At 73.7% G+C, this 26,049-nt stretch carries 29 protein-coding genes and 1 riboswitch; of the genes, 18 read left to right on the top strand and 11 right to left on the bottom strand.

Going from position 1 to position 26,049, the window contains the following annotated elements; all coding sequences use genetic code 11:
* The 5 genes from grpE to ACXVGS_RS14525 form a co-directional block, all read left to right on the top strand.
* On the top strand, positions 1-555 hold a 555-nt coding region (gene grpE / locus ACXVGS_RS14545; RefSeq protein WP_458537093.1), incomplete at its 5' end, for a nucleotide exchange factor GrpE.
* A 29-nt stretch (positions 556-584) separates the two neighbouring features.
* The gene (locus tag ACXVGS_RS14540) at positions 585-1,613 is read left to right on the top strand and encodes a DnaJ C-terminal domain-containing protein (protein ID WP_458528932.1); all 1,029 of its coding nucleotides are present in this window, start codon (positions 585-587) and stop codon (positions 1,611-1,613) included.
* Between the two features lie 13 nt (positions 1,614-1,626).
* Positions 1,627-2,070: a heat shock protein transcriptional repressor HspR gene (locus tag ACXVGS_RS14535; protein ID WP_458528939.1), complete on the top strand. Its 444-nt coding sequence runs from the start codon at positions 1,627-1,629 to the stop codon at positions 2,068-2,070.
* Between the two features lie 27 nt (positions 2,071-2,097).
* Positions 2,098-2,358 carry a hypothetical protein gene (locus ACXVGS_RS14530; protein WP_458528931.1) on the top strand — a complete coding sequence of 87 codons (261 nt, stop codon included), beginning with the start codon at positions 2,098-2,100 and terminating at the stop codon, positions 2,356-2,358.
* Positions 2,359-2,409: 51 nt separating this feature from the next.
* Positions 2,410-2,967 (top strand): VanZ family protein, encoded by a 558-nt coding sequence (locus ACXVGS_RS14525; RefSeq protein ID WP_458528930.1) that lies wholly within the window; start codon positions 2,410-2,412, stop codon positions 2,965-2,967.
* Here the strand turns inward: ACXVGS_RS14525 and ACXVGS_RS14520 are convergent.
* Entirely contained in the window at positions 2,937-3,449 is a 513-nt protein-coding gene (locus ACXVGS_RS14520; protein WP_458528938.1) for an O-acetyl-ADP-ribose deacetylase, read from the bottom strand. The genes ACXVGS_RS14525 and ACXVGS_RS14520 overlap by 31 nt on opposite strands.
* A 158-nt stretch (positions 3,450-3,607) precedes the next feature.
* Complete coding sequence (locus tag ACXVGS_RS14515) at positions 3,608-3,937, bottom strand: DMT family transporter (protein WP_458528929.1); 330 nt, start codon at positions 3,935-3,937, stop codon at positions 3,608-3,610.
* Positions 3,938-4,119: 182 nt separating this feature from the next.
* Here ACXVGS_RS14515 and clpB point away from each other — a divergent pair, with 182 nt between their 5' ends.
* The 3 genes from clpB to ACXVGS_RS14500 all read left to right on the top strand — a co-directional run bounded on the left by clpB (position 4,120) and on the right by ACXVGS_RS14500 (position 9,135).
* Positions 4,120-6,687: an ATP-dependent chaperone ClpB gene (gene clpB, locus ACXVGS_RS14510; RefSeq protein ID WP_458537092.1), complete on the top strand. Its 2,568-nt coding sequence runs from the start codon at positions 4,120-4,122 to the stop codon at positions 6,685-6,687.
* A gap of 113 nt (positions 6,688-6,800) precedes the next feature.
* Complete coding sequence (locus tag ACXVGS_RS14505; protein ID WP_458536294.1) at positions 6,801-7,493, top strand: LppX_LprAFG lipoprotein; 693 nt, start codon at positions 6,801-6,803, stop codon at positions 7,491-7,493.
* Positions 7,462-9,135 (top strand): MFS transporter, encoded by a 1,674-nt coding sequence (locus tag ACXVGS_RS14500; RefSeq protein WP_458537091.1) that lies wholly within the window; start codon positions 7,462-7,464, stop codon positions 9,133-9,135. Before ACXVGS_RS14505 ends, ACXVGS_RS14500 begins: the two co-directional genes overlap by 32 nt.
* A 3-nt stretch (positions 9,136-9,138) precedes the next feature.
* Here the strand turns inward: ACXVGS_RS14500 and ACXVGS_RS14495 are convergent, their stop codons facing one another.
* The 4 genes from ACXVGS_RS14495 to thiM form a co-directional block, all read right to left on the bottom strand.
* A complete protein-coding gene (locus ACXVGS_RS14495) occupies positions 9,139-9,543 on the bottom strand; it encodes a hypothetical protein (protein WP_458528925.1) in 405 nt (134 codons plus the stop codon).
* Positions 9,544-9,644: 101 nt separating this feature from the next.
* Complete coding sequence (gene thiD, locus ACXVGS_RS14490; RefSeq protein ID WP_458531862.1) at positions 9,645-10,454, bottom strand: bifunctional hydroxymethylpyrimidine kinase/phosphomethylpyrimidine kinase; 810 nt, start codon at positions 10,452-10,454, stop codon at positions 9,645-9,647.
* Complete coding sequence (gene thiE, locus ACXVGS_RS14485) at positions 10,451-11,098, bottom strand: thiamine phosphate synthase (protein ID WP_458528923.1); 648 nt, start codon at positions 11,096-11,098, stop codon at positions 10,451-10,453. The genes thiD and thiE overlap by 4 nt, the downstream gene beginning before the upstream one ends.
* A gap of 3 nt (positions 11,099-11,101) precedes the next feature.
* On the bottom strand, positions 11,102-11,923 hold the full coding sequence (gene thiM, locus ACXVGS_RS14480) for a hydroxyethylthiazole kinase (RefSeq protein ID WP_458528922.1): 822 nt from the start codon (positions 11,921-11,923) through the stop codon (positions 11,102-11,104).
* Positions 11,917-12,012, bottom strand: a riboswitch (TPP riboswitch). (Overlaps the previous gene by 7 nt.)
* 137 nt (positions 12,013-12,149) lie before the next feature.
* On the opposite strand from thiM, the gene ACXVGS_RS14475 reads away from it, so the two are divergent.
* Positions 12,150-13,577 (top strand): FAD-binding oxidoreductase, encoded by a 1,428-nt coding sequence (locus ACXVGS_RS14475; RefSeq protein WP_458531863.1) that lies wholly within the window; start codon positions 12,150-12,152, stop codon positions 13,575-13,577.
* A 198-nt stretch (positions 13,578-13,775) separates the two neighbouring features.
* On the opposite strand, the gene ACXVGS_RS14470 is transcribed toward ACXVGS_RS14475, so the two are convergent.
* From ACXVGS_RS14470 to ACXVGS_RS14460, 3 genes are read right to left on the bottom strand one after another with little or no spacing between them, the layout of a single operon-like run.
* Positions 13,776-14,570 (bottom strand): SDR family NAD(P)-dependent oxidoreductase, encoded by a 795-nt coding sequence (locus ACXVGS_RS14470; protein ID WP_458528920.1) that lies wholly within the window; start codon positions 14,568-14,570, stop codon positions 13,776-13,778.
* Complete coding sequence (locus ACXVGS_RS14465; RefSeq protein WP_458531865.1) at positions 14,567-16,054, bottom strand: flavin-containing monooxygenase; 1,488 nt, start codon at positions 16,052-16,054, stop codon at positions 14,567-14,569. The genes ACXVGS_RS14470 and ACXVGS_RS14465 overlap by 4 nt, the downstream gene beginning before the upstream one ends.
* A complete protein-coding gene (locus ACXVGS_RS14460; protein ID WP_458528918.1) occupies positions 16,051-16,845 on the bottom strand; it encodes an exodeoxyribonuclease III in 795 nt (264 codons plus the stop codon). The genes ACXVGS_RS14465 and ACXVGS_RS14460 overlap by 4 nt, the downstream gene beginning before the upstream one ends.
* Positions 16,846-16,882: 37 nt before the next feature.
* Here ACXVGS_RS14460 and ACXVGS_RS14455 point away from each other — a divergent pair, with 37 nt between their 5' ends.
* From ACXVGS_RS14455 to ACXVGS_RS14435, 5 genes are all read left to right on the top strand, one after another.
* On the top strand, positions 16,883-17,659 hold the full coding sequence (locus tag ACXVGS_RS14455; protein WP_458528917.1) for an SDR family NAD(P)-dependent oxidoreductase: 777 nt from the start codon (positions 16,883-16,885) through the stop codon (positions 17,657-17,659).
* A gap of 52 nt (positions 17,660-17,711) precedes the next feature.
* Entirely contained in the window at positions 17,712-18,266 is a 555-nt protein-coding gene (gene pyrE, locus ACXVGS_RS14450; RefSeq protein WP_458531866.1) for an orotate phosphoribosyltransferase, read from the top strand.
* Positions 18,267-18,347: 81 nt separating this feature from the next.
* On the top strand, positions 18,348-18,947 hold the full coding sequence (locus tag ACXVGS_RS14445) for a LemA family protein (RefSeq protein ID WP_458533736.1): 600 nt from the start codon (positions 18,348-18,350) through the stop codon (positions 18,945-18,947).
* A gap of 90 nt (positions 18,948-19,037) precedes the next feature.
* A complete protein-coding gene (locus tag ACXVGS_RS14440) occupies positions 19,038-20,384 on the top strand; it encodes an amidase (RefSeq protein WP_458537090.1) in 1,347 nt (448 codons plus the stop codon).
* Positions 20,381-20,863: a DUF4440 domain-containing protein gene (locus ACXVGS_RS14435; protein WP_458528913.1), complete on the top strand. Its 483-nt coding sequence runs from the start codon at positions 20,381-20,383 to the stop codon at positions 20,861-20,863. The genes ACXVGS_RS14440 and ACXVGS_RS14435 overlap by 4 nt, the downstream gene beginning before the upstream one ends.
* A gap of 14 nt (positions 20,864-20,877) precedes the next feature.
* Here the strand turns inward: ACXVGS_RS14435 and ACXVGS_RS14430 are convergent, their stop codons facing one another.
* Entirely contained in the window at positions 20,878-21,462 is a 585-nt protein-coding gene (locus ACXVGS_RS14430; RefSeq protein WP_458528912.1) for a winged helix-turn-helix domain-containing protein, read from the bottom strand.
* Positions 21,463-21,517: 55 nt separating this feature from the next.
* On the opposite strand from ACXVGS_RS14430, the gene ACXVGS_RS14425 reads away from it, so the two are divergent.
* Entirely contained in the window at positions 21,518-22,837 is a 1,320-nt protein-coding gene (locus tag ACXVGS_RS14425; protein WP_458528911.1) for an MFS transporter, read from the top strand.
* Positions 22,838-22,962: 125 nt separating this feature from the next.
* Positions 22,963-23,829: a ZIP family metal transporter gene (locus tag ACXVGS_RS14420; protein WP_458528910.1), complete on the top strand. Its 867-nt coding sequence runs from the start codon at positions 22,963-22,965 to the stop codon at positions 23,827-23,829.
* A gap of 45 nt (positions 23,830-23,874) precedes the next feature.
* Here the strand turns inward: ACXVGS_RS14420 and ACXVGS_RS14415 are convergent, their stop codons facing one another.
* Complete coding sequence (locus tag ACXVGS_RS14415; RefSeq protein WP_458528937.1) at positions 23,875-24,540, bottom strand: VTT domain-containing protein; 666 nt, start codon at positions 24,538-24,540, stop codon at positions 23,875-23,877.
* A gap of 43 nt (positions 24,541-24,583) precedes the next feature.
* On the opposite strand from ACXVGS_RS14415, the gene ACXVGS_RS14410 reads away from it, so the two are divergent.
* Together ACXVGS_RS14410 and fbaA are read left to right on the top strand one after the other, a co-directional pair.
* On the top strand, positions 24,584-25,225 hold the full coding sequence (locus ACXVGS_RS14410) for a TrmH family RNA methyltransferase (RefSeq protein ID WP_458533738.1): 642 nt from the start codon (positions 24,584-24,586) through the stop codon (positions 25,223-25,225).
* A 59-nt stretch (positions 25,226-25,284) separates the two neighbouring features.
* Positions 25,285-26,049: class II fructose-bisphosphate aldolase (fbaA, locus tag ACXVGS_RS14405; RefSeq protein WP_458537089.1), on the top strand; the 765-nt coding region annotated here is incomplete at its 3' end.

The raw sequence follows: 26,049 nt of genomic DNA, 5'->3' as shown, positions 1-26,049 counted from the left end.
CCCCCCCCCCCCGCGGGCGGGGGTCCCGTGGACGCCACCCCGGCCGCCGGGGCGGAGGCCGGGGAGGCCGCGACCGAGCCCGCCGGCTCGGAGGCCCCGCCGGTCGAGGAGGCGGACGTGCACCCCGACACGACCCTGGCGGCCGAGCGGCTGCTCGACCTGCAGCGCCTGCAGGCCGAGTACGTCAACTACAAGCGGCGCGTCGACCGTGACCGTGACGTGGTGCGCGAGCAGGCCGTCGCCTCGGTGATCGAGGCGCTGCTGCCGGTGCTTGACGACATCCACCTCGCCCGCCAGCACGGCGACCTCGAGAGCGGACCGTTCGCGGCCATCGCCGACAAGCTCGAGGCCACCCTGTCCCGGTTCGGAGTGGAGCGCTTCGGCGAGCCGGGCGAGGCGTTCGACCCCAACCTGCACGAGGCCCTGATGCACACCCAGGCCGAGCTGGCGCCGGGCACCGAGGTCACCACGGTCGTCCAGGTGCTCCAGCCCGGGTACCGTTCCGGCGACCGGGTCGTGCGCGCCGCACGCGTGGCCGTCGCCGACCCGCAGTAACCGACAGACCGACGAAGGGAGGGACGCCGATGGCAAGCCAGGACTGGTTCGAGAAGGACTTCTACGCGATCCTCGGCGTCCCTGCCGACGCCGACGCGGCGGCCATCAAGAAGGCCTACCGCAAGCTCGCCCGCACCCTGCACCCCGACCAGAACCCCGGGGACGAGGCGGCCGAGAAGCGCTTCAAGGAGATCGGGGAGGCCTACGCGGTCCTGTCCGACCCCGAGGAGCGCAAGCAGTACGACGCGATCCGCTCGATGAGCCACGGCGGCCCGCGGTTCACCGCCGGCGGCCCGGGCGGGGGCGGCGCCGGGTTCGAGGACCTCTTCGGCAACCTCTTCGGCCAGGGCGGCAACGTCCGCTTCAGCACCGGCGGGGGGGCCCGCGGCGCCGAGCCCGACCTCGAGGACATCCTCGGCGGCATGTTCGGTGGCGGCGGCGGGGCCGGCGGCTTCCGCGGCCAACCCGGCTTCGGCTCCCGCTTCGGGGCGCCGGCAGGCCCGCGTCCCGGCACCGACGTCACCGCGCGCACCACGCTGGGCTTCCGGCAGGCGGTCGAGGGCGACACCATCACCCTGGCGACCGGCGACGGCGGCCGCATCACCACCCGCATCCCGCCGGGCGTCAAGGACGGCCAGCAGATCCGGCTGCGCGGCAAGGGCAGCCCCGGCGACCAGGGCGCCCCGCCCGGTGACCTGCTGCTGACCGTGCACGTCCAGCCGCACCCGGTCTTCGGCCGGGACGGCGACAACCTCACCGTCGAGCTGCCGGTCACCTTCGCCGAGGCCGCGCTCGGTGCGACCGTCGCGGTCCCCACCCTGTCCGGTGAGCCGGTCAAGGTCCGTATCGCGCCCGGCACTCCGAGCGGGCGGGTCCTGCGGGTCAAGGGCCGGGGGGTCAAGCGCAAGGACCACCACGGCGACCTGCTCGCGAAGGTGAGCGTCGTCGTACCCCAGAAGCTGTCCGACGAGGCGCGCCGGGCCGTGGAGGCCCTGCGCGCGGAGGATGCGGGACATGACCCGCGCGCCGAGCTGTTCGAGCGCGCGCGACGGGACTGACGTGACCGCCGGGATGGGCGGGTTCGCCCCCGACGACGAGGCGCCGGTCTTCGTCATCTCCGTCGCGGCCCAGCTCGCCGGCATGCACGCGCAGACCCTGCGGCAGTACGACCGGCTCGGCATCGTCTCGCCGTCGCGCACCCGCGGCGGGGGTCGGCGCTACTCCGCCCGCGACGTCGCCCTGCTGCGCGAGGTGCAGCGGCTCTCCCAGGAGGAGGGCGTCAGCCTGGCCGGCATCCAGCGCATCCTCGAGCTGGAGAACCAGGTCCGGGCCCTGCGCTCCCGGGTCGGCGAGCTGACCGAGGAGCTGCAGGCGATGCGCGACGCGGTCGGCCTCAGCGGCCGGGTGTTCGCTGTCGGCCGGGCCGGCGACGTCGTGGCCGTGCGCCCGGGGCAGCGCCCGATGCGCAGCTCCAACGGCTCCCAGGCGCTCGTCGTGTGGCGGCCCGGCCGGTGACGGTCGGGGACGGTCGGTGACCTCAGGGTGAGCGAGCACCTGCTGGTCCTGCCCGAGCGCGAGGTCGCCGAGGAGCTCGCCGACGAACTGGCGCTGGAGGGCTTCGCCGAGGTGCGGGTCGTCCGCGAGGCGCTCGCCGGCGAGGACGACGCCGAGGACCACGACTGGGCGGTCTACGTCCGCGACGTCGACGGCGCTGACCCGGCCCCCACCAGGTCCCGGCTGCAGGCCCTGGCCGAGGTGCACCAGGGCTGGTACGACCCCGACCCGTTCGGGCGCGGCGCCTGACCCGCGCGAGACGATGGTGCCCGGTTTGTCCGGGTCGCCTACGATCCGCGGGTGCACATCCTCGGCTACCGCGTCCCCGCCCTCCTCCCGCCGGGCATGCTGGTCGCCCTGCTGCTCGCCTTCGTCGTCTTCCTCGTCGTGCGACATCGCGCCAGCCCCGCCCGCGGCCTGCTCTCCGCCGTCCTGACCCTGTGGACCGGCATGGTGCTCCTCGCCACCCTGGCCCCGCAGCGGCTCGGCGCGATCCAGATCGAGCGGCACGGTCAGCGCGTCTGCGCCGTCCTGCCGCACCTGAGCCCGTGGGGCGCCCTCCACGACGACCAGCGCCTGCTCAACGTGCTGCTGTTCATCCCCCTCGGCGCCCTCGTCTTCGTCTTCCACCGCCACGCCGCCGCACGGGTTGCCGTGATGGTGGCCCTGCTGCCGATCTTCATCGAGGTGGTGCAGTACACCTTCCGCTCGTTGAACCGCGCCTGTGACGGCACCGACGTGGTGGACAACTGGATGGGTCTGGTGATCGGGCTCGCCATCGGCCTGGCGGTCGCCGTGCCGGTCTGGGCGGTCCGCAAGATCCGCCGTCAGCTGAGGGCGCGGGTGAACGCGGCATAGGTCCGCGCGCCGAACAGCACGAACCGCACCAGCTCCAGCTCCTCGTGGTGGGCCGCGCTGCGGACCGCCTCGACCGCGATACCGGCGACCTCGTCGGCGTCCCAGCCGTAGACGCCCGCGCTCACGGCCGGGAAGGCGACCGACGCCGCGCCGATGTGGGCGGCCTCGGCGAGCGAGGACGTGAAGCACGCGGCCAGCAGCGCCGGGTCGGTCTGGCCGGCGTGCCGGTTCGGCCCGACGGTGTGGATCACCCAGCGGGCCGGCAGGTCCCCGGCACCGGTCGCCACCGCGGCGCCGACCGGCAGCCCCTGCGGGTATGCCGTGCGCCGCACCTCCCGGCACTCGGCCAGGAGGGCGGGCCCGGCCGCGGCGTGGATGGCGCCGTCGACGCCGCCGCCACCGAGCAGGGAGCTGTTGGCCGCGTTGACGATCGCGTCGAGGGCCTGGGCGGTGATGTCACCCTCGACCGCCTCGATCCGGATGCTGCGCCCGCTCACGCCTCCACGGTAGACCGGGCTACGTTCGTGCGCTCGACGCCGCGGGGACCCGCAACTGGTGGTTGTCGGGGTCGCGCTGATGCACGTGGAGTCCACCCCTCAGGGGTGGTGACCTGGAGGGGCTGCCCGCGCCGGGTCCGGCCTCAGGCTCGACTGACGCCGCCGCCGAGCTGCATCACCACGACGCCGATGACGACCAGCACGATCCCGGCGACGGTCACCGGCCGGACCGGCTCGTCGAAGAGCACCACACCGCCGACGAACGCGCCGATGGTGCCTAGTGCCGACCAGATCGCGTAGACCGGGCCGACGTTGAGCGAGGTCAGCGCCTTGGCCATGAGGGCGAAGGAGAGCAGGTAGCCCACGACGACGATGACCGAGGGCCCGACCTTGGTGAAGCCTTCGGAACCGCGCAGGGCGAGGGTGGCGCACACCTCGAAGGCGATGGCGAGGCCGAGCAGGACATAGGGCACGACTCCGATGGTGACATGTGCCGGCGGCCCACCTGCTCGAGGACGACCAATGACTCTGGGCGACGCGCCCCGACGGGCGGTAGAACAGAACCACCCGCGAACTGAAGTTGAGCGGAATACACTCAACTTTGCCTGCTGTTGCACAGGTGACGTCCCACTCGTTCCCGAGGAGCCCGACCACCATGGACCTGCAGCTCACCACCAAGGCCCAGGAGGCCTTCTCCGCCGCGGCCCGTGACGCCGCCGCGGCCGGCCACCCGCACGTGGAGCCCGCCCACCTGCTGCTGGCGCTGACCCGGCAGACCGACACCACCACCGGCCCGCTGCTCGACGCGACCGGGTCCTCCCTCCAGGCCGCCGCGGCCGCCGCCGAGCGCAACCTCAAGACCCTGCCGTCGGTGAGCGGCTCCAGCCTCGACGCCCCGAGCCTGTCGCGCGCCGGCCTCGCCGTGCTCGAGAACGCCCGCAAGCAGATGGAGTCGATGGGCGACTCGTTCGTGTCCACCGACCACCTGCTGCTCGCCATCGCCCAGACCGGCGAGTTCGGCCTCGACGGCGCGGCCATCGCCGCGGAGATCCCCAAGCTGCGCGGCGGCGCCCGGATCACCACGCCGGACCCCGAGGCGACGTATGACGCGCTGGCCAAGTACGGCACGGACCTCACCGCGGCGGCCCGCGAGGGCAAGCTCGACCCGGTGATCGGCCGCGACGCCGAGATCCGCCGGGTGGTCCAGGTGCTGTCCCGGCGCACCAAGAACAACCCCGTCCTCATCGGCGAGCCCGGCGTCGGCAAGACCGCCGTCGTCGAGGGGCTGGCCCAGCGGGTCGTGGCCGGCGACGTGCCCGAGTCCCTCAAGGGCAAGCGCCTCATCGCCCTCGACCTGGCGGCCATGGTCGCCGGCGCGAAGTACCGCGGCGAGTTCGAGGAGCGGCTCAAGGCCGTGCTCGAGGAGATCCGCTCGGCCGGCGGGCAGATCATCACGTTCATCGACGAGCTGCACACCGTCGTCGGCGCCGGTGCGACCGGCGAGGGCGCCATGGACGCCGGCAACATGCTCAAGCCCCTGCTGGCCCGCGGCGAGCTGCGCATGGTCGGCGCGACCACGCTGGACGAGTACCGCGAGCACATCGAGAAGGACCCCGCGCTGGAGCGCCGGTTCCAGCAGGTCTTCGTCGGCGAGCCCAGCGTCGAGGACACCATCGCCATCCTGCGCGGGCTCAAGGAGCGCTACGAGGCCCACCACAAGGTGGCCATCGCCGACAGCGCCCTCGTCGCCGCCTCGACCCTGTCGAACCGCTACATCACCGGCCGCCAGCTGCCGGACAAGGCGATCGACCTCATCGACGAGGCCGCGTCCCGGCTGCGGATGGAGATCGACTCCAGCCCGGTCGAGATCGACGAGCTGCGCCGTGCCGTCGACCGGCTCCGGATGGAGGAGCTGGCCCTGGAGCACGAGACCGACGAGGCCAGCCAGGAGCGGCTGGCCCGGCTGCGCCAGGACCTCGCCGACCGCTCCGAGCAGCTCGCCGCGCTGACCGCCCGGTGGGAGCAGGAGAAGGCCGGCCTCAACAAGGTCGGCGACCTCAAGGCCCGCATCGACGAGCTGCGCAGCCAGGCCGAGCGGCTCCAGCGCGACGGCGACCTCGGCGGCGCGTCGGCGATCCTCTACGGCCAGATCCCCCAGCTGGAGAAGGACCTCGAGCAGGCCCAGGCGGCCGAGGCGACGTCCTCCACCGCCGGGGGTGAGGCGCCCATGGTCAAGGAGGAGGTCGGCCCCGACGACATCGCCGACGTCATCAGCGCGTGGACGGGCATCCCGGCCGGCCGGCTGCTCGAGGGCGAGACCGAGAAGCTGCTGCGCATGGAGGAGTTCCTCGGCCGGCGGCTGATCGGCCAGGGCACGGCCGTGCGCGCCGTCAGCGACGCGGTGCGCCGCAGCCGCGCCGGCATCTCCGACCCCGACCGGCCCACCGGCTCCTTCCTCTTCCTCGGTCCCACCGGCGTCGGCAAGACCGAGCTGGCGAAGTCGCTGGCCGACTTCCTCTTCGACGACGAGCGGGCCATGGTCCGCATCGACATGAGCGAGTACTCCGAGCGGCACTCGGTCGCCCGGCTCATCGGCGCCCCGCCCGGCTACGTCGGCTACGAGGAGGGCGGTCAGCTGACCGAGGCGGTGCGCCGCCGGCCCTACTCGGTCGTCCTGCTCGACGAGGTGGAGAAGGCCCACCCGGAGACCTTCGACATCCTGCTGCAGGTCCTCGACGACGGCCGGCTCACCGACGGCCAGGGCCGCACGGTCGACTTCCGCAACGTCATCCTGGTGATGACCTCCAACCTGGGCTCGCAGTTCCTCATCGACCCGACGCTGCCGCAGGACGTCAAGCACGAGGCGGTGATGAGCGCGGTGCGCACGTCGTTCAAGCCGGAGTTCCTCAACCGCCTCGACGAGGTCGTCGTCTTCGACCCGCTCTCGACCGAGGAGCTGAGCCGGATCGTCGACCTGCAGGTCGCGGCCCTGGCCCGACGCCTGTCCGACCGCCGGATCGCCCTCGAGGTCACCGACGCGGCCAAGGAGTGGCTGGCCATCACCGGCTACGACCCGGCCTACGGCGCCCGCCCGCTGCGCCGCCTGGTGCAGACCCAGATCGGCGACCGGCTGGCCAGGGCGCTGCTCGCCGGCGAGGTCCGCGACGGCCAGACCGTTGTCGTCGACCGCGACGGCGAGCAGGACGGGCTCATCCTGCGCTGACCCGCAGGGTCAGGTCGTATGCCGGGTGGCGGCCGCGGGCGGTCCGCGCCGCCACCCGTGCGTCGGGACCCGGTCCCCGGTCCGGCACGGGGGCCACAGGTAGCGTGAGCCGCATGCGACGGCACGCGCGGGCCCTGGTGGCCGCCCTCACCCTCGGCCTGGTGCTGGCCGGGTGCAGCGGCGGCAGCGACACGGCCACCAAGCAGACCCCGGCCCAGCAGCTGGCCGCGGCCAAGAAGACGGTCGACGCCGCGCGCTCGCTGCACCTGGTGCTGCGCTCGTCCGGCATCCCCGCCAGCGCCGGCGGGGTGATCGGGGCCGATGGCGTCGGCACCCACGCCCCGGCGTTCAAGGGCACCCTCGACGCCCGCATCTCCGGGATCCAGGCCAAGGTCGACGTCGTCGCGACCGGGGGGCAGCTCTACCTCAAGCTGCCGTTCACCACGACGTTCGCGCCGGTGGACCCCAAGCAGTACAACGCCCCCGACCCGGCCACGCTGTTCTCTGCCGACACGGGGCTGTCCACCCTGCTGACCGCGACGCAGAACCCCACCCTGGGCGAGAAGAAGCGTCAGGGCAGCGAGGTGCTGCAGACGGTCAAGGGCACCATCCCCGGCAAGGACGTCGTCGCCCTGCTCGGCAGCGGGGACGCGAACGGCACCTTCGACGCGACGTACGGCATCACCGACCCGGGTGGGCAGCTGCGCACGATCAGCATCACCGGCCCGTTCTTCAGCGGCGCCCGCTCGACCTACACGCTGACCCTCGACCGCTATGGCGCGCCCGTTGAGATCTCCCGGCCCTAGGGCGCTGCTGGCGCTGGCGTCCACCGCGGTCGCGCTCGCGGCCGCCGACACCTACGTCGTCGTGGTCGCGCTGCCGGACATGATGTCCGGCGTCGGGCTGGGCGTCGACGCGTTGCAGCAGGCCACGCCGATCGTCTCCGGCTTCCTGCTCGGCTACATCGCCGTGCTGCCGCTCATCGGCCGCCTCGCCGACCTGCTCCCGCGGCAGCGGATCCTGCTCGCGTGCCTGGCCGTGTTCGTCGTCGGCTCGATGGTCACTGCCACGGCGGTCGAGCTGCCGGTGCTGGTGGGCGGCCGCGTCCTGCAGGGCATCGGCGGCGGGGGCCTGGTGCCCGCCACGCTGGCGCTGGTCGCCGACCTGTGGCCCCCCGGTCGCCGCGGCACCCCGCTGGGAGTGGTGGGTGCGGTGCAGGAGCTCGGCAGCGTCCTCGGACCGCTGCTGGGCGCGGCCGTGATCGCGCTCGCCGACTGGCGGGCCATCTTCTGGCTCAACGTCGTGGCCGGGCTGCTGCTGGCGGCCGGGCTGTGGCGGGCGGGGGCCACCGGACGCCCCCGCGTCGTGCCGCTGGTCGTCGGCGTCCTCGCCACCGTGCTCGGCCTGCTCACCCCCACCGCGCCCGAGCGCCTGGTCACCGGGGTGACCACCGGTATCCCGTTCGTCCCCTTCACGGGCACCTCCCGCCTCGCGACCCCGATCGGGGTCGCGACCGGCGTGCTGCTCCTGGTCCTCGCCGCGGTGACCGCCCGGTCCTGGAGCGCGGTCCTGCGCCGGGCCGACGTGCCCGGCGCGGTGTGCCTGGCCGTCGCGCTGGGGTCGGTGGTCCTGGCCTTCGCCTCGGCCGACCCGACCCGCGAGGTCGTCGGGCCCTGGGGGCGGGTGCTCCTGCCGCTGGCCATCCTGGCGGTTGCGGGCTACGCCTGGCGGCACCGCACCGCCGCGGTCCCGCTCATCGCCCGGGGCGTGCTCCGCGGGCGGGTGCCGGTCGCCCTGCTGGTCAGCGTCCTGGTCGGCGCCGCGCTGGTGGCCGTCGTCGTGGACGTCCCGGTGCTCGCCCGGCTCGGGGACCGGTCCCAGACCGGCGCCGCCCTGGTGCTGCTGCGGTTCCTCGTCGCCGTGCCAGTGGGCGCGCTCGCCGGAGGGCGGGCCCTGCGGCACACCGGCAGCGCCGTCGTCGCCGCCGGGGGGCTGGCCCTGGCCGCGGTCGCCCTGGTGCTCATGTCCGGCTGGGTGCCGGCGGCACTGGACGGCATCGGCGCGACCGCGGTCCTCCTCGCGGCCGGCCTGGGCCTGGGCCTGGCCATCGCGCCGGTCAACGCCGCGGCGCTGGCTGATGCACCGGTCGGCGACGCCGGGGTCGCCAGCGCCCTCGTCGTGGTCGCCAGGATGACCGGGATGGTGGTCGGGCTGGCGGTGCTGACCGCGATCGGCCTGCACCGCTTCTCGGCCACGGTCAGCGCCCTGCCCGACCCGACCGACACCGCGGCGCTCGCCCGGGCGGGCGTGGTCCAGGTGCAGTCCGTCCTGCTCGGCGGGGGGATCGCCGCCGGTGCGGCCGCGGTCGCGGCCCTGTGGCTCGGCATACGGCCCGAGCGGGTGCACGACGCACCCGAGCCGGCCACCGCGGCCCGCGCGACCTCGTGAGGGTCAGGCGCCCTTGTGGTGCGCGGCCTTGTGGCGGTCGACCTTGTGGTGCTGCTCGGCCATGTGCTCGAACGTGCGCATCCGGGTCCGCTTGATCCGGGCCCGGGTGAGCAGCCACGCGATGAGCACCGCGCCGACCACCGGCACCAGCCGGTTGACGTCCACCGCCGGGCGCCACACGACGTCGTCGTCGCGGATGATGTAGGCGCCGGCCGGCCGGCCACTCACGCCGAAACCCCCGCCCTCGCCCTCGCCGCCGTTCTGGTCGTGACCGGTGCCGCCGCCACCGCCGCCGGTGACCGTGGCCGCGGCGATGATGGTGACGCCGTTCTTCTCGTACGGTTCGGCGAAGACCCGCCGCACCGTGATGGCGTCACGCGCCGAGGTCATCAGCTCGTCCAGCTTCATGGTCCGCACCTCTCCTGGCCGAGGCCTGCTTCGCCGCCGGCCCGCGGCCCGAGCCTGCCTGCGTCCGGGGCATCCGGACAGGTCCGGAGGTCCCGGGGTCCTCAGCGGTCCCAGAGCCGGTGGAAGTGGTGGACCGGTCCGTGGCCGCGCCCGACCTCGAGGGTGTCGGCAGCCGCCAGCGCCCCGGTCAGCCAGTCCTTGGCGTCCCGGGCCGTGTCCACCCACGTCTCCCGCTGCGGTCGCAGCGCCGCCAGTGCGGAGGACAGGGAGCAGCCGGTGCCGTGCGTGTTGGTCGTCTCGACCCACGGTGCGCGCAGCCAGGTCACCCCGTCGGGCCCGGCGAGCACGTCGGAGGCGGACCCGCTCCCCGCCCGGTGGCCACCCTTGAGCAGGACCCGTTGCGCGCCGAGGGCCTGCAGCGCCTGCGCATGGTCGAGCATCTCCGCCTCGTCCGCGGCCTCGGCCACGCCGAGCAGCCCGGCGGCCTCCGGCAGGTTCGGGGTCACCACGGAGGCCAGCGGCAGCAGGGCGCGCAGGGCCTCGACCGCGTCGTCGGCGAGCAGGCGGTCCCCGCTGGTCGCGACCATCACCGGGTCGAGCACGACCACCGGGCAGGGGTGGGCGCGCAGGAAGTCGGCCACCGCGCCGGCCAGCCCGGTGGTCGCCAGCATGCCGATCTTGACCGCGTCGACGCGCACGTCGGCGACGAGCGTCTCAAGCTGCTCGGTGACGAATGCCGTCGGCACGACGTGCACCCCTGTGACCCCGGTGGTGCTCTGCGCGGTCAGGGCGGTCAGCACCGAGGTGCCATAGGCCCGCAGCGCCGAGAACGTCTTGAGGTCGGCCTGCACCCCGGCCCCACCGGAGGGGTCGCTGCCGGCGATGGTCAGGGCGACCGGCGGCCGGGTCACGCCCGCGCTCCCGCGTCGTCCCACGCGGCGCGCAGGGCCCGCGTCGCCACCGCCACGTCCGGCTGGCCACAGATGGCGCTGACGACGGCGATGCCCGCCGCGTCGGTCGCCCGGACCTGCGCCGCCTGCTCGAGGCCGATCCCGCCGATCGCCACGCACGGCACCGGGCTCAGGCCGACGATCCGGCCGAGGCGCTCCAGACCGCCCGGCTCGGCGCCGTCGGGCTTGGTCGTCTGGGCGAACACCGGCCCGACACCGAGGTAGTCGACGTCCGCGCCGCGCGCCGCCTCGATGTGGTCCGTGGTCTGCACGGACAGCCCCAGGTATGCCGCGTGGCCCAGTCGCGCCCGCGCCTCACCGGGGTCGGTGTCGCCCTGCCCGACGTGGGCGCCCTGCGCCCCGATCGCCTCGACCAGGTGCACCGCGTCGTTGACGACCAGGGGCACGCCGGTGCCGGCCAGCTCCCGGGCGACGGCCCGGCCCAGGGTGACCAGCTCGGCGTCGTCGGCGGCGGGGTCGCGCAGCTGCACCACGGTCACCCCGGCGGCGACGGCGGCGGATACGGTGGCCGGCACCCCCAGGGTGCCGCACAGGCGGGTGTCGGTGACCAGGTAGAGCGACAGGTCAAGCGGCGGGCGGCTCATCGGTCAGCCCAGCTGGACCCGCTCGGTGAGCGCGTCGGGGGTCAGCGCGGCCAGCTCGTCCAGCAGCGCCACGGCGAAGGACCCCGGGCCGGCGGTGCGCGCCGCGGCCTCGTCGGCGGCGACGGTCAGCGTCGCCGTGGCGGCGGTCGCCGCGAGCAGCGGATCGTCCACGCACCCGGCGAACGCGGCCATCAGCGCCCCGAGGGCGCAGCCGACCCCGGTGACCCGGGTCAGCCACTCGTGCCCGTTGGCCACGGTGACCAGGCGCACACCGTCGGTGAGGTGGTCCACCGGCCCGCTGACGGCGACCACGGTGCCGTGGCTGCCCGCCAGGGTGCGGGCCGCGTCGAGCGCCGCCTCGGGGGAGTCCAGGCTGTCCACGCCCTTGCCCCCGGCGCCGCCGGCGAGGGCCATGACCTCCGAGGCGTTGCCGCGGACCACGGCAGGGGCAGCGACGGACAGCAGGCGCAGCGCGATCCCGGTGCGCCACCGCAGCAGGGGGCCGACCGCGACCGGGTCCAGCACCCACGGGGTCCCGGCCCGCCCGGCGGCGGCGACCGCCTGCTCCATCGCCGCGGCGGTCTCGCCGTAGGGCGTGCCGACGTTGACCAGGACACCACTGGCCACCCCGGCGAAGGCCCCCGACTCCTCGGGGTTGTCGACCATGGCCGGGGCGGCGCCGGTGGCCAGCAGCAGGTTGGCCGTCCACTGGGCGACGACGATGTTGGTCAGGCACTGCACCAGGGGCGAGCGCTCGCGCAGGGTGGCGAGGGCGTCGCCGACGGCGGCGGCGGTGAGAGGGGAGACGGGCGTGGTCGCGACCATGACGGTGACGTCCCTTCGCTAGTGCGAGCTAGATCAGGTTCAACGGGTGTGTTCTCAGCCGGTGCGGACCGGCACCCCGCGTCGGCGGCGACTCTAGCCGAGCACCCTGCTACGCCCGCCTCGCCCCTTTGCCCGATGACACCCGGCGGAGCGGGGCATAGGGCGGAAGGGCAGGGGCGAGGGCACTCGCCCGAACCCGTCGCGAACCCGACCCTGGAGGTCTGCCATGCACCCCGTCGACGACCGCGCCCTGACCGACCTGCGCACCAGCGTCGGGGGGACGGTGCTTCAGGAGGGGGATGAGGAGTTCGACGACGCCCTGGAGAAGGCGGTCTGGAACGGCGACATCCACCGGCGTCCCGCGCTTGTCGTCGAGGCGATCAGTGCCCGCGACGTCGCCACGGTCATCGCCTTCGCCCGCGAGCACCGGCTCGACCTGACCGTGCGCGGGGGTGGGCACAGCTTCGCCGGGCACGCGGTCTCCGAGGGCGGGCTGATGCTCGACCTCGGCCCGCTCGACCGGGTCGACGTCGACCCGAGGGCGCGTCGCGCGCGGGTCGGCGGCGGGGCGCGCTGGTCCGACCTGGACGCCGCGGCGGCCGCTCACGGCCTGGCGGTCACCGGTGGCTTCGTCAGCCACACCGGGGTCGGCGGCCTGACCCTCGGCGGCGGCATGGGCTGGCTCACCCGACGGTGCGGCCTGACCTGCGACAGCCTCGTGTCCGCGCAGGTCGTCACCGCCGACGGCCGCACCGTGACCGCCTCGGCCGACTCCGAGCCGGACCTGTTCTGGGCGCTGCGCGGCGGCGGCGGCAACTTCGGGGTGGTGACCTCGTTCGAGTTCGCCCTCCACGAGGTCGACCAGCTGGCCAACGTCGGGTTGTTCTTCTGGGCGCCGCAGGACGCGCGCGAGCCGCTGCGTGCCGCGGCCCGCGTCATCCCTGCCCTGCCCCGGGAGTACGGCGCGTTCATCGGTGGGCTGACCACCCCGCCGGCGCCGTTCGTGCCCGTCGAGCGCCAGGGGACGACGGCGTTCGTCGTGGGCGTGATCGGCTGGGGTGCGCCCCACGAGCACGCCGAGGTGGTGGCGCCGATCCAGGAGCTGGCCCCGGCGTTCGAGCTGGTGACCTCGATGCCGTACTCCGCGCTGCAGCAGATGTTCGACGACACCGCGCCGTGGCGGATCAAGGGCTACGAGAAGGCGCTCTGGCTGGACGAGCTGTCCGACCCGGTCATCGACGTGGTGCTGGACTTCCTGCCGCGCAAGACCTCCCCCCTGAGCTTCATGCCGATCTTCGCCCTGGGCGGGGCCTTCGCCGACGTGCCGGACGAGGCCACCTCCTTCAGTGGCTCGCGCCGCAGCCTGTGGGCGCTCAACATCGCCGCCGTCGCCGAGGACGCCGGGATGCTCGCGGTCGACCGCGACTGGGTCCAGCGGTTCTGGGCGGCCTTGCAGCCCTATGCGCGGGGCGTCGGCAGCTACGTCAACTTCATCGCCGACGAGGACGAGGCGCGGGTCCGGGCCAGCTACGGCGAGGCGAAGTACGCCCGGCTCGCCGCGATCAAGGCGCGGTGGGACCCGGACAACGTGTTCCACCACAACGCCAACATCCGGCCGACGCCGGCCGCCCAGGCGGCTGCCACGCTGGCCTGACCTGCGGAGGTGCCGCGGGCAGGCTGGGACCCTGAGGGCGACCTCAGGGTGCCCCTTCGCAACAGAGGAGGCGCCTGATGGACAAGGTGCTGCTGGGCACGTTGATGTTGTTGCTCGCCGCGCTGGCGGTGTTCATCCTCCTCGTGTTCTTCGCCGCGGTGTTCCAGTCCCCCTGACCTCGGCCGTACGCCGCGCCCCTCACCGGGCGCGGCGGGCGGCCCTGCGGTAGCGGCGCAGCTCGCGGGCGGTGGCCAGGCGGACGAGGCCGGGCGCGAACCGCTGCGCCCACGCGGCGAGCCGTGCCTGGCGTGGGGCCACGACCAGCGCGGGGTTCTTGGGCAGCGCTTCCACCACGATGCGGGCGAGCTCCTCGGCCGGCAGCAGGTGCAGGCGGAGCCGTTCGACCAGGGCGGGGGCCTCCCCGTTGACGCCGGTAGGGGGCACGTCGCGGTTGACCGCTTGCAGCAGCGGGGTGTCGACGAAGCCGGGGCACACCGCGGTCACCTTCACCCCGTGTGCGCGGGCCTCCATGCGCAGCGCCTGGGACAGGGCCACGACCGCGTGCTTCGTCGCGGTGTAGGGAGCCATGACCGGTGCGGGGAGCAGGCCGGCGAGGGAGGCGGTGTTGACGATGTGGCCGCTGCGCTGGGCCCGCATGAGGGGGTAGACGGCCTCGATGCCGTGCACGACGCCGCGCAGGTTGACGTCGATGGTGCGGTCCCAGTGCTCGGGGCAGAGCTCCTCGACGAGGCCGCCGGTGGCGATGCCGGCGTTGTTGTAGAACACGTCGATCCGGCCGTGCTCCTCCACGACCCGCCGCGCGACCCGGGCGAACGCCTGCCGGTCGGTCACGTCCAGGTGCACGTGCTCCGGATCGCGCGGGTGGATGTCCGCGACGACCACGGTGTCACCGAGTCGGGAGTGGGCCGTGGCGAGGGCGGCGCCGATGCCGCTCGCCCCGCCGCTGATGAGGACGACGCGCTGCTGGCTCATGCGTCGAAACGGTAGTGCCCCGGCCGGAACCGGGCGGTCCGGCGCCGGTATGCCACGGTCGACCACGGCCACAGGGCCCGGTTGACGCCGGAGTCGTCGAGGTACCAGCTGCGGCAGCCGGTCAGCCACACCGCCGAGGCGCTGCGCTGCTGCAGCTCCTGGTTGAACGCCTCCTGCGCCGCCGGCTCGACCTCGACCGCCCGTGCCCCGCGACGGTCCCGCTCGCCCATCGCGCGCAGCACCAGCTCGGTCTGGGCCTCGATCATGATCAGCATCGAGGTGTGGCCGAGCCCGGTGTTCGGGCCGACCAGCGTGAACAGGTTGGGGAAGCCCTCGACCGCCGTGCCGAGGTAGGCCTCCGGGGCCTTGGCCCACTCGTGGCCCAGGTTGCGCCCGTCGCGGCCGACGACCTCGAGGTGCTGGTAGGTGCCGATGACCTCGAAGCCGGTCGCGAGCACCAGCACGTCGAGCTCGTGCCGCCGGCCGTCGGTGGTGACCACAGCGCGGTTCTCGACGTGGTCGATCCCGGTGGTCTCGAGGTGCACGTTGTCGCGCTGCAGCGCCGGGTAGTAGTCGCTGGAGACCAGGATGCGCTTGCACCCGATCGTGTAGTCGGGGGTGAGCCTCGCCCGCAGCCCCGGGTCGGCGACCTGCCCGCGCAGGTGGCGGCGCGCCATACGCTCGGCGACCTTCATCGCCTTGGGGTGGCTGGCGAAGCCGACCACGCGTGCCTCGTTGGTCCAGTAGATCGCGGCGCGCTTGAGCCGGGCCAGCCACGGCCAGCGCGCGAACCGCCGCTGAGCGGCCGGGGAGTACTCCGGGTCCTCCTTGGGCAGGACCCACGGCGGCGTCCGCTGGAACACGGTCAGCTGCTCCGCCGCGGGCGCCACCTGCGGGACCACCTGGATCGCGCTGGCACCGGTGCCGATGACGCCGACCCGCTTGCCCTCCAGCGCCACCGAGTGGTCCCACGCGGCGGTGTGGATGACCCGGCCGCCGAAGTCGTCGAGCCCGGCGAGGTCGGGGCGGGCCGGTTCGTGCAGGGCGCCGACGGCCATGACGAGGGTGCGGCACCGCGCCTGCACGATGCCCGTGGGCGTGCGCACCGTCAGCCGCCAGAGCCCGGACCCCTCCTCGTATCGCGCGACGTCCAGTCGTGAGCCGAAGCGCAGGTGGGGGTCGATGCCGTACTTGGTGCAGCAGTGCCGGGCGTAGTCGAGGATCTCCGGGGCCGAGGCGTAGGCGCGGGACCAGTCCGCCTTGAGCTCGAAGGAGTAGGAGTACAGGTGGGACGGGACGTCGCAGGCACACCCGGGGTAGGTGTTGTCGCGCCAGGTGCCGCCGAGGTCCTCGCCCTTCTCGAGCACGACGAAGTCGTGGATCCCCTGGCGCTTCAGGGCGATCGCCATGGCGATCCCGGCGAAGCCGCTGCCGACGACGACGGCCTCGTAGTCGGCGCGGACCCGCGTGGGGCGTTCGGTCACAGGTCGGCCAGGTCCACGATGACGGGGGCGTGGTCGCTGGCGCCCTTGCCCTTGCGCTCCTCGCGGTCGATCGAGGCGCCCTCGACGCGGGCGGTCAGCGCGGGGGAGCCGAGCACGAAGTCGATCCGCATGCCCTGGCGCTTGGGGAAGCGCAGCTGCTGGTAGTCCCAGTAGGTGTAGACGCCCGGCCCGGGGGCGTGCGGGCGGACCACGTCGGTGTAGCCGGCCTCGACGATCGCCGAGAAGGCGGCGCGCTCGGGCGGGGAGACGTGGGTCTTGTCGGCGAAGAACTCCATGTCCCAGACGTCCTCGTCCTGCGGCGCGATGTTCCAGTCGCCGACGAGGGCGACCTGCGCGGACGGGTTGTCGGCCAGCCACTTGGCGGCGGCGTCGCGCAGGTGCGCCAGCCAGTCCAGCTTGTAGGCCAGGTGCGGGTCCTCCAGGGACCGGCCGTTGGGGACGTAGAGGGACCAGATCCGGACCCCGCCGCAGGTGGCGCCGAGGGCGCGGGCCTCCGCGCCGAGCGGGTCGCCCCACATCGGCATGTTCTCGAAGCCGACCTGGACGTCCTCGAGGCCCACCCGCGACAGCACCGCCACGCCGTTCCACTGGTTCAGCCCGTGGTGGGCCACCTCGTAGCCGAGGGCTTGCAGCCGCTCGAAGGGGAACTGCTCGTCGGTCGCCTTGGTCTCCTGCAGGGCGAGCACGTCGCAGTCGCTGCGCTGGAGCCAGGCCTCGACCCGGTCGATCCGTGAGCGGATGGAGTTGACGTTCCACGTAGCGATTCGCACGTGGTCCACCTTAGGAGGGGGCCCTAGGCTTCCCGCCATGGCTACCGCACTCGTCACCGGAGCGACCGCAGGCATCGGCCTGGCCTTCTGCCGTGAGCTCGCCGAGCGGGGCCACGACCTCGTGCTGGTGGCGCGCGATCGGGCCCGCCTGGAGAACGTCTCCGACGAGCTCGAGGCGAAGTACCAGGTGCACTGCGAGATCCTCGCCGCCGACCTGTCCGACCGGCTCCAGGTGCAGAAGGTGGCCGAGCGTCTGGCCGAGCCCGGCCGACCGGTCGACCTGCTGGTCAACAACGCCGGCTTCGGCCTCTCGCGCAGCTTCCTCCAGGGTGACGTCGCCGACGAGGAGCGGGCGCTGGACGTCCTGTGCCGCGCCGTGATGGTCCTCTCCCACGCCGCGGCGCTGGCCATGCGCGACCGGGGTCGCGGCGCCATCATCAACGTCTCGTCGGTGGCCGGGTTCGTCGCGATGGGCAGCTACTCGGCGGCCAAGGCCTGGGTGACGACCTTCTCCGAGGCCCTGGCGAACGAGCTCGACGGCACCGGCGTCACGGTCACCGCCCTGTGCCCGGGGTTCACCCACACCGAGTTCCACCAGCGAGCCTCCCTCGACATGTCCCGCCTGCCCAAGGTCATGTGGCTGGAGGCCGACCGCCTCGTGCGCGACTGCCTCGACGACGTCAAGGCCGGCAAGGTCATCTCCGTCCCCGGGCTGCAGTACAAGCTCATCGCCGCGTTGACGCGCACCCTGCCGCGCGGCCTGGTCCGCCGCGCCTCCGGTGGGGTCGCCTCCCGGCGCCGCCACGGCCGCTGAGCGGTATGCCGGGCACGTCACCTCAGTCCCCGGCGCAGCTAGGGTGAAGGCCGTGACTGACTCCGCTGCCGCCCGCGCCCGTCTGCTCGAGCTCATCAAGGCCAAGGCCGTCGTCCACGGCAAGGTCACGCTGTCCTCGGGCAAGGAGGCCGACTTCTACGTCGACCTGCGCCGCATCACCCTTGACGGCGAGGCCGCCCCGCTCGTCGGCCAGGTGATGACCGACCTGGTCCGCGACCTCGACGTCGACGCGGTCGGCGGCCTGACGATGGGCGCCGACCCGGTGGCCACGGCGATGCTGCACGCCAGCGCCGCGGCCGGTCGCCGGCTCGACGCGTTCGTCGTCCGCAAGGCCGAGAAGGCCCACGGCCTGCAGCAGCGGATCGAGGGTCCCTCCATTGCCGGGCGCCGGGTGCTCGTCGTCGAGGACACCTCCACCACCGGTGGCTCGCCGCTGACCGCCGTGGCCGCCTGCCGCGAGGCCGGGGCCGAGGTCGTGGCGGTGGCCGTCATCGCCGACCGCGCCAGCGGCGCCCAGGAGAAGGTGGAGGCCGAGGGCCTTCCCTACCGCGCGGCTTACAGCGTGCAGGAGCTCGGGCTCGCCTGAGCGCGCCCGGCCGCGTAACCGGCGGCGTGGGGACCCCGGCGCTGGCTAGGCTGGGAGCACCCACTACCGCAGGAGCCCCCCATGATCGCCCTGATCGTCATCGCCGTCGTCGTCGTGCTGCTGATCCTGTGGGCGGTCTCCACCTACAACGGGCTGGTCAAGCTGCGCAACCTCGTGCAGGAGGCCTGGCGCCAGATCGACGTCGAGCTCAAGCGCCGGCACGACCTGATCCCCAACCTGGTCGAGACGGTCAAGGGCTACGCGGCGCACGAGCGCGGCACCCTCGAGGACGTCATGAAGGCCCGCTCCGCGGCGATGGCCGGCGGTCAGGGTCCGGCCGCCGCGGCGCAGAGCGAGAACGTGCTGACCCAGGCGCTGGGCCGGCTCATCGCGGTCGCCGAGGCCTACCCGGACCTCAAGGCCAACCAGAACTTCCTGTCGCTGCAGCAGGAGCTCAGCTCCACCGAGGACCGCATCGCCGCCGGCCGGCGCTACTACAACGCCAACGTCCGCGAGCTCAACACCAAGGTCGAGACGGTGCCGTCCAACATCTTCGCCTCGATGTTCCACATCACGCGCGAGGAGTACTTCGAGGCCGAGGAGGCCGCCCGCACTGCGCCGAGTGTCAGCTTCCCCGGCACCGACGGCACCACCCCGGCGCCGTCGACCCCGCAGGACTGAGCCCGCGGCGGGTAGGCCGGGTGCGCGCCACGGCGGGCACCATCCGTTCGCCTGTGGCGGGCGAGGGCGTCCTCACCTAGCGTCCGGGGTGTGACCCCGCAGCCCGACACCGCCACCAGGATCGCCGCGGCCGTCCACGCCGGCGACCTCGACCCCCGCCTCACCACCGAGGCCGCGCTCGACCGCATCGCGACCCACGACCCGCGCATCGGCGCGTTCCGCCGGATCCGCACCCGGGAGGCCCGGCGGGAGGCCGCCGAGCTCGCCGGACGCGGCGCCCTCGAGGGCTTGCCGCTCGCCGGGGTGCCGGTGGCCGTCAAGGACAACGTCGCCGTCACGGGCGAGCGGACCGAGGACGGGTCACGGGCGACCTCCCGCGAACCGGCCGACGCCGACCACGTGGTCGTGCGGCGGCTGCGCGCCGCCGGGGCGGTCGTCGTCGGCCTGACCCGGGTGCCCGAGCTGTGCATCTGGCCGATGACCGACTCCGCCGAGGGCACCGCGCGCAACCCGTGGGACCTGACCCGCACCCCCGGCGGCTCCTCCGGTGGCAGCGCCGCCGCGGTCGCCGCCGGGCTGGTGCCCCTGGCGCACGGCTCGGACGGGATGGGCTCGGTGCGCATCCCCGCGGCGTGCTGCGGCCTGGTCGGCATCAAGCCGGGCGCGGGGGTGGTCGCCGAGCCGACCGAGGGCTGGTACGGCATGTCCACGCACGGCCCCCTCGCCACCACCGTCGCCGACGCCGCCCTGCTCCTCTCGGTCCTCGCCGAGCGACCCGACCTGGCGCGTGTGTCCACCTCGGCCGGCATCCTCCGCGTGGCGGTTTCCACGCGCCCGCCGCTGCCCGGCGTGCCGGTGGGCGCCGACCAGCGCCGCGCGGCGGGCCGGGCCGGTGAGCTGCTGCGCCAGGCCGGCCACACCGTGCGCGACGACGACCCGCCCTACCGGCCGGGTTCGATGAACGAGATGGCCGCGCGCTGGTTCGCCGGTGCCGCGCAGACCGCCGAGGGGCTCGACCCCGAGCTGTTGCAGCGCCGGACCCGGGGACACGTCGGGCTCGGGCGGCTCCTGCAGCAGCGAGGCCTGGTCAAGGACGGGGCCCGCGAGCGGTGGCGGGCCGCGGTCGAGCCGTTCTTCGAGCGGTATGACGTGCTGGTCACCCCGGCGCTCGCCGCGCCGCCCCCGCCCGCCGCCCGGTGGCACGAGCGCAGCTGGCTGGCCAACGTCCTGGCCTCGACCCGCTACGCGCCCTTCCAGGGTCCGTGGAACCTCGCCGGCTACCCGGCCGTGACCGTGCCGATCGGCGGCCACAACCGCCGGATGCCGTTGGCCGTGCAGCTCGTCGCGCCGGCCGGCCGGGAGTCCCGCCTGATCGGGGTCGCCGCCCAGCTCGAGGCACTCGCACCGTGGCCCCGCGTGGCGCCGGGGTTCGCGTGAGCACGGGAACCGGCGCCGTGGCCGGCACTGAGGCGGACAGGGCGGCGATCGCCGACGTGGTGCGGACGTTCTTCGCCGCGTTCACCTCCGGACCGGACAGCGCCGACCGGCTCGACGCCCTCCGCGGCGTGTTCCTGCCCGAGGCGGTCATCGTCCGGACCTGCGGCCTCGTGCCCGCCGTCTACGACGTCGAGAGCTTCATCGCCCCACGCCAGGCGCTGCTGAGCGGCGGCACGCTCGTCGACTTCCGCGAGTGGGAGGTCCGCGGGCGCACCGAGGTGTTCGGCGACATCGCCCAGCGCTTCTGCAGCTACGCCAAGTCATGGGTGCAGGACGGGACCCCGTTCACCGGTCGGGGGATGAAGACCCTGCAGCTGGTCCGGACCGCCGACGGGTGGCAGATCAGTGCGGTGGCGTGGGACGACGAGCGCGACGGCCTGGAGGTCGACCCGCTGTGGGCGGCTGCCGGCCCCGCCTGACCGGACGCGCCGCGCTACTCCGCGGCTGCGTCGTCCGGGCGCCGCAGCAGTGACCAGAAGCTGCTGAACTGCGCGGCGCCCGCGGGGTGATCCGCGGCCGTGCGTTCCTCGTAGGGCTCCATCAGGGCGACGACCTGGTCGACCAGGGCCTTGGCCTCCTCGGTCGTCAGCCACAGCCGGCCCCGCGACATCGCGGTGCCGTCGTCCTTGCCGCGCCGGTCGCTGTCCGCCCAGGCCTCGAGCTCTTCCAGCATCGGCGCCATGAAGGTGCTGGTGAAGGCCTTCGTCGCCATGGGCGTGGAGCGGCCGTGGGCGGTGTGCTCGATGCGCAGGTCCCGGGCGGCGGCACGCCACGGCCGCTCGCGGGCGTCGTCGCCGGCCTCGTCGCGTGCGACGATGCCCCACTTCTCCAGGGCGCGCAGGTGGTAGCTCATCGCCGAGGGGGTGAGCCCGCAGAGCCGGGCAGCCTCGGTGGCGGTGAGCACCGCGCCGCCGTAGAGCTCGTCGATCACCCGCTGCCGGGCCGGGTGGGCCAGAGCCCTGATTGCCCTGGGGTCGGTCAGGGTGACGACCTTCTGCTGCGGGGGGCGGGGTGCCATGCCGTGAAGCGTAAGGGGTTGACCCGGCAGATGTGAAACAGTACCTTCACAAATTATGAAGCGAACACTTCACAAGTCGGCGACAGGGAGCCGGTCGCTGTGGCGCCACCGGGACCTCCGACTGGTCATGCCGGCCCGGGCCCTGTCCTACGTCGGGGACGCCCTCGCCCTGTTCGCGCTGATGCTGCGCATCCATGACCAGGGCTCCGGCACGGCTGGCATGGCGCTGCTCCTGGCCGCGTTCAGCCTCCCGCCGGTCCTGCTCATGGGGGCCGCGGGCCACATCTCCGACCGGTTCGACTCCCGTCCCGTGCTGCTGGCGAGCACCAGCGTGGAGATGCTGGCATGTGCCGGCCTGGCCCTGGTCGACGGCCTGGCGGCCACGGTGGTTCTGGTCGTTCTGCTGCAGCTCGGGCAGGCCGTGAGCAACCCGACCTGGGGCGCGCTGCTGCCCCGCATCGTCGGCGACGAGGACATGGGCCGGGTCAGTGCCCTGCAGCAGGGGCTCCTGGCGGCGACCGGAGTCGTCGGCGCCACCGCAGGCGGCCTGCTCGTGGGCACCTGGGGCGCGTCCGCCGCGCTCTGGGTGGATGCCTCCTCGTTCACCGGCCTCCTGCTCGCCGCGGCCCTGGTGCGCACCCGGCGTGGTGGCCGGCACGCGGTGGCCGCGCCGGCCCTCGCAGCCCGCACCGAGCGAGCCCGTGTCCGGGCGCTGGACGGGCTGCGCCTGATGCGGCGCGACCGGCTGCTGTGGGTGACGTTCGTCTGGATGATGCCCTTCGTCGTCGTGCTGGAGGGCGTCAACGTCGCCGAGGTGTTCCTCGTCCGGGACGGACTCCATGCCAGCGCCACCGCCTTCGGCCTGGTACAGGCGGTGTTCGGCGTCGGGGCCGTGCTCGGTGCCTGGTTGGCCGGGCGGGCCGCGACCGACGCCGCGCGCGTGCGGGTGCTCCTGCTGGGCTTCGCCGGCACGGCGCTGGGGGTCGGCGCGGCAGGGCTGGCGCCCTCGGTCGTCGTCGTCGCCGTCGTGTTCGCCATGGTCGGGGTTGCCAACGCGGCAGCCAATGCCGCCACTGGCCCGCTGTATGCCGTCCGCCCGCCCGAGCGCGAGCGCGGCAAGGTCCTGGCCGCCGTGGCCGGCGTGTCGCGCGCCGGGTCCGTCGTGGCGATGGGTCTGGGTGCGCTCGGCGGCTCGGTGCTCGGACCCCGTGGCACCTTCGTGCTGGGCGGCGTGCTGGCGGTGGGTGTCACGGTGGCGATGGCGGTCCAGCTCCGTGGCGTGGACCGTGCCGCCCCCGTTCACGAGGCAGCCACCGTCGACGCGTCGCCCACTCCGGTCATCGATGCCGTCCCCGACGTCGGCCTGGCGGTCTGACCCGAACGCCCCTGTCCGGGCAGCACGGACAGGGGCGATTGGCCATGAGGGCATGGTGAGGCTTACCTTGGTGAGGCTCACCTAAGTCGTGGTGGGTGTCCCGAGTCCTCCGGAGTTCCGTTTCCATGTCAGGTAGCCAGATCGCCCTCCTGGGCGCGATCGCCGGGTTCACGATCTTCCTCGGCCTGCCCGTCGGCCGGCTCCGCCAGCCCGCCCCACGTCTCAAGGCTGCGCTCAACGGCATCGCCATCGGCGTGCTCGTCTTCCTCGTGTGGGACATCCTCACCCACGCCTGGGAGCCCACCGACGCCGCGCTCGCCGACCACAAGTGGGGGACCGCCCTCACCGGTGGCGTGGTCATGGCGGTCGGCCTGGCGGTGGGCATGGCCGGCCTCGTCTACTACGACAAGGCGATGGCGGCGCGCCGGGCCCGCTCGCAGGCGGTGTCCACGCCGGCTGCCGTGCCCGTCGGCGCCCCCGGCGCCCCGGCCGTGCCGGTGACCGACCCCGCCGTCACCCCCGCTCCGGCCCGTTCCGCGGCCGCCGACCTCGCGCTGATGATCGCCGTCGGCATCGGCCTGCACAACTTCGCCGAGGGCCTCGCGATCGGCAACTCCGCGGCCGGCGGTGAGCTCTCGCTCGCGCTGCTGCTCGTCATCGGCTTTGCCCTGCACAACGCCACCGAGGGCTTCGGCATCGTCGCCCCGCTGGCCGGCGACGCCGAGCGCCCCTCGTGGGGCCGGCTTGCCCTGCTCGGCCTGATCGGCGGTGGCCCCACGTTCGTCGGCACCCTGATCGGCCAGAGCGTCGTCAACGACACCCTGGCCATCGCGTTCCTCGGCCTGGCCGCCGGCTCGGTGCTCTACGTCGTGATCGAGCTGCTGTCGGTGGCGCGACGGACCGGCATGAAGGAGCTCACCACCTGGTGCATCCTCGGCGGCCTGTTCCTGGGCTTCCTGACCGACGGCATCCTCGTGGCGGCCGGCGCCTGACCCGGCGCCGTGCGTCCGGTCGCGCCGGACCGGGGAAGCCCTGCCTCAGAGTGGGCCGCTGACCGAGTCGTCGGCGGTCTCGCCGCGCCTGGCGGCGGCGCGGTGGCGCAGGAACTCGATCGCGACCGGGATGAGCGAGACGGCGACGATGAGCAGCAGCATGATCTCGAGGTTGCTCTTCACGAACGAGATCTGGCCGAGGAAGTAGCCGAGCACCGTCACGCCGACGGCCCACAGCAGCGCGCCGATGAAGCTGTAGGTGAAGAAGCGGCGCCGCTCCATCTTGCCGACGCCGGCGACGACGGTGATGAACGTGCGCACGATCGGCACGAACCGGCCGAGCACGATGGCCCGGTTGCCGTAGCGCTCGAAGAACTCGGTGGTCTTGTCGATGTAGGCCCGCTTGATGAGCCGGCCGTCGCGCTTGTACAGCGGCGTGCCGATGGCCCGGCCGATCTCGTAGCCCACGACGTTGCCGAGGAACGCCGCCGCGACGAGCACCGCGAGGACCAGCCAGAACGGCAGCCCGAGCGGGTTGTGCGGCAGCGCGGCGAACAGGCCGATGGTGAACAGCAACGAGTCGCCGGGCAGGAACGCGGTGAACAGGCCGCACTCGGAGAAGATGATGAGCGCGCTGATCCACAGGGCGGTGTTGCCGTAGTGGTCGAGCAGGTACTGGGGGTCGAGCCACTGCGGACCCAGGGAGTGCATCACGGGCACGAGGGTAGAGGACGGCTCTGGGAGAGTGGCCTGCGTGAACGACGCGCATCAGGTGGGGGTCGGCCCGTGGGAGGGCCCGTGGCCCTCCGATCCCCGGTATGACGAGGGCCTGCTCGCCGGGGGCGACCGGCGCAATGTCGCCGACCGCTACCGCTTCTGGACGCACGAGGCGATCGTGCGCGACCTCGACACCTCGAGGCACGACTTCCACGTCGCGGTGGAGAACTGGGCCCACGACTTCAACATCGGCTCGGTGATCCGCACCGCCAACGCCTTGAACGCCAAGGCCTTCCACATCGTGGGCCGGCGCCGCTGGAACCGGCGCGGCGCCATGGTCACCGACCGCTACCAGCACGAGCACCACCACCACAGCGTGGAGGCGCTGCTGGCGTGGGCCGCCGCCCACGGACCGGACGGGCACGGCATACCGGTCATCGGCATCGACAACCTGCCCGGTTCGGTGCCGCTGGAGACCTACGACCTGCCGCGGCACTGCGTCCTGCTGTTCGGGCAGGAGGGGCCCGGCCTGTCCGAGGCGGCCCGGCAGGGCTGCGAGGTGATCCTCGACATCGCCCAGTTCGGCTCGACCCGCTCGATCAACGCCGGCGCGGCGGCCGCGATCGCCATGCACGCGTGGGTCCGACGTCACGTGTTCGGGCAACCGGCGTCGCCCTAGGATGACGAGGAGCCCGGTCGCACAACGGCGTGCGTCCCACGGACCGTGAGGGAGTCACCATGCCCATCGCGACACCTGAGGTGTACGCAGACATGCTCGACCGCGCCAAGGCAGGAGCGTTCGCGTACCCCGCGATCAACGTCTCCTCCAGCCAGACCCTCAACGCGGCCATCCGGGGCTTCGCCGAGGCGGGTAGCGACGGCATCATCCAGGTCTCGACCGGCGGCGCGGAGTACCTGTCCGGCCCCACGGTCAAGGACATGGTCGCCGGATCGCTCGCGTTCGCGGCGTTCGCCCACGAGGTGGCGAAGAAGTACGACGTCAACATCGCGCTGCACACCGACCACTGCCCCAAGGACAAGCTCGACGGCTTCGTCCGGCCGCTGCTGGCCGCCTCGACCGAGCGGGTCAAGGCCGGCGGGACCCCGTGGTTCCAGTCGCACATGTGGGACGGCTCGGCCGTGCCGCTGACCGAGAACCTCCAGATCGCCCGCGAGCTGCTGGACCTGTGCCAGGCCGCAGACGTCATCCTCGAGATCGAGGTCGGCGTCGTGGGCGGCGAGGAGGACGGCGTCGTCGGCAAGATCGACGAGAAGCTCTACAGCACCCCCGAGGACGCCCTCGCGACGGTCGAGGCGCTCGGCCTGGGTGAGCACGGTCGCTACCTGACGGCGCTGACCTTCGGCAACGTGCACGGCGTCTACAAGCCGGGCAACGTCAAGCTGCGCCCCGAGATCCTCCTGCAGGCCCAGCAGGCCGCCGCGAAGGAGCTCGGCCTCTCCGACGACGCGCGCCCGTTCGACCTCGTCTTCCACGGCGGCTCC

The organism is Oryzihumus sp. (assembly GCF_054325275.1).
This window is presented reverse-complemented; position numbering and strand designations above follow the sequence as displayed.

Bases quoted from the DNA above. Each gene is read 5' to 3' on its own strand.
- ACXVGS_RS14445 (WP_458533736.1), top strand. From the start codon at position 18,348: ATGATCGCCCTGATCGTCATCGCCGTCGTCGTCGTGCTGCTGATCCTG.
- thiM (WP_458528922.1), bottom strand. From the start codon at position 11,923: ATGGTCGCGACCACGCCCGTCTCCCCTCTCACCGCCGCCGCCGTCGGC.
- ACXVGS_RS14500 (WP_458537091.1), top strand. From the start codon at position 7,462: ATGGCGCGCCCGTTGAGATCTCCCGGCCCTAGGGCGCTGCTGGCGCTG.
- ACXVGS_RS14430 (WP_458528912.1), bottom strand. From the start codon at position 21,462: ATGGCACCCCGCCCCCCGCAGCAGAAGGTCGTCACCCTGACCGACCCC.
- ACXVGS_RS14475 (WP_458531863.1), top strand. From the start codon at position 12,150: ATGCACCCCGTCGACGACCGCGCCCTGACCGACCTGCGCACCAGCGTC.
- ACXVGS_RS14540 (WP_458528932.1), top strand. From the start codon at position 585: ATGGCAAGCCAGGACTGGTTCGAGAAGGACTTCTACGCGATCCTCGGC.
- ACXVGS_RS14535 (WP_458528939.1), top strand. From the start codon at position 1,627: ATGGGCGGGTTCGCCCCCGACGACGAGGCGCCGGTCTTCGTCATCTCC.
- ACXVGS_RS14495 (WP_458528925.1), bottom strand. From the start codon at position 9,543: ATGAAGCTGGACGAGCTGATGACCTCGGCGCGTGACGCCATCACGGTG.
- ACXVGS_RS14470 (WP_458528920.1), bottom strand. From the start codon at position 14,570: ATGAGCCAGCAGCGCGTCGTCCTCATCAGCGGCGGGGCGAGCGGCATC.
- thiE (WP_458528923.1), bottom strand. From the start codon at position 11,098: ATGAGCCGCCCGCCGCTTGACCTGTCGCTCTACCTGGTCACCGACACC.
- ACXVGS_RS14425 (WP_458528911.1), top strand. From the start codon at position 21,518: ATGAAGCGAACACTTCACAAGTCGGCGACAGGGAGCCGGTCGCTGTGG.
- clpB (WP_458537092.1), top strand. From the start codon at position 4,120: ATGGACCTGCAGCTCACCACCAAGGCCCAGGAGGCCTTCTCCGCCGCG.
- ACXVGS_RS14420 (WP_458528910.1), top strand. From the start codon at position 22,963: ATGTCAGGTAGCCAGATCGCCCTCCTGGGCGCGATCGCCGGGTTCACG.
- ACXVGS_RS14415 (WP_458528937.1), bottom strand. From the start codon at position 24,540: ATGCACTCCCTGGGTCCGCAGTGGCTCGACCCCCAGTACCTGCTCGAC.
- ACXVGS_RS14455 (WP_458528917.1), top strand. From the start codon at position 16,883: ATGGCTACCGCACTCGTCACCGGAGCGACCGCAGGCATCGGCCTGGCC.
- ACXVGS_RS14505 (WP_458536294.1), top strand. From the start codon at position 6,801: ATGCGACGGCACGCGCGGGCCCTGGTGGCCGCCCTCACCCTCGGCCTG.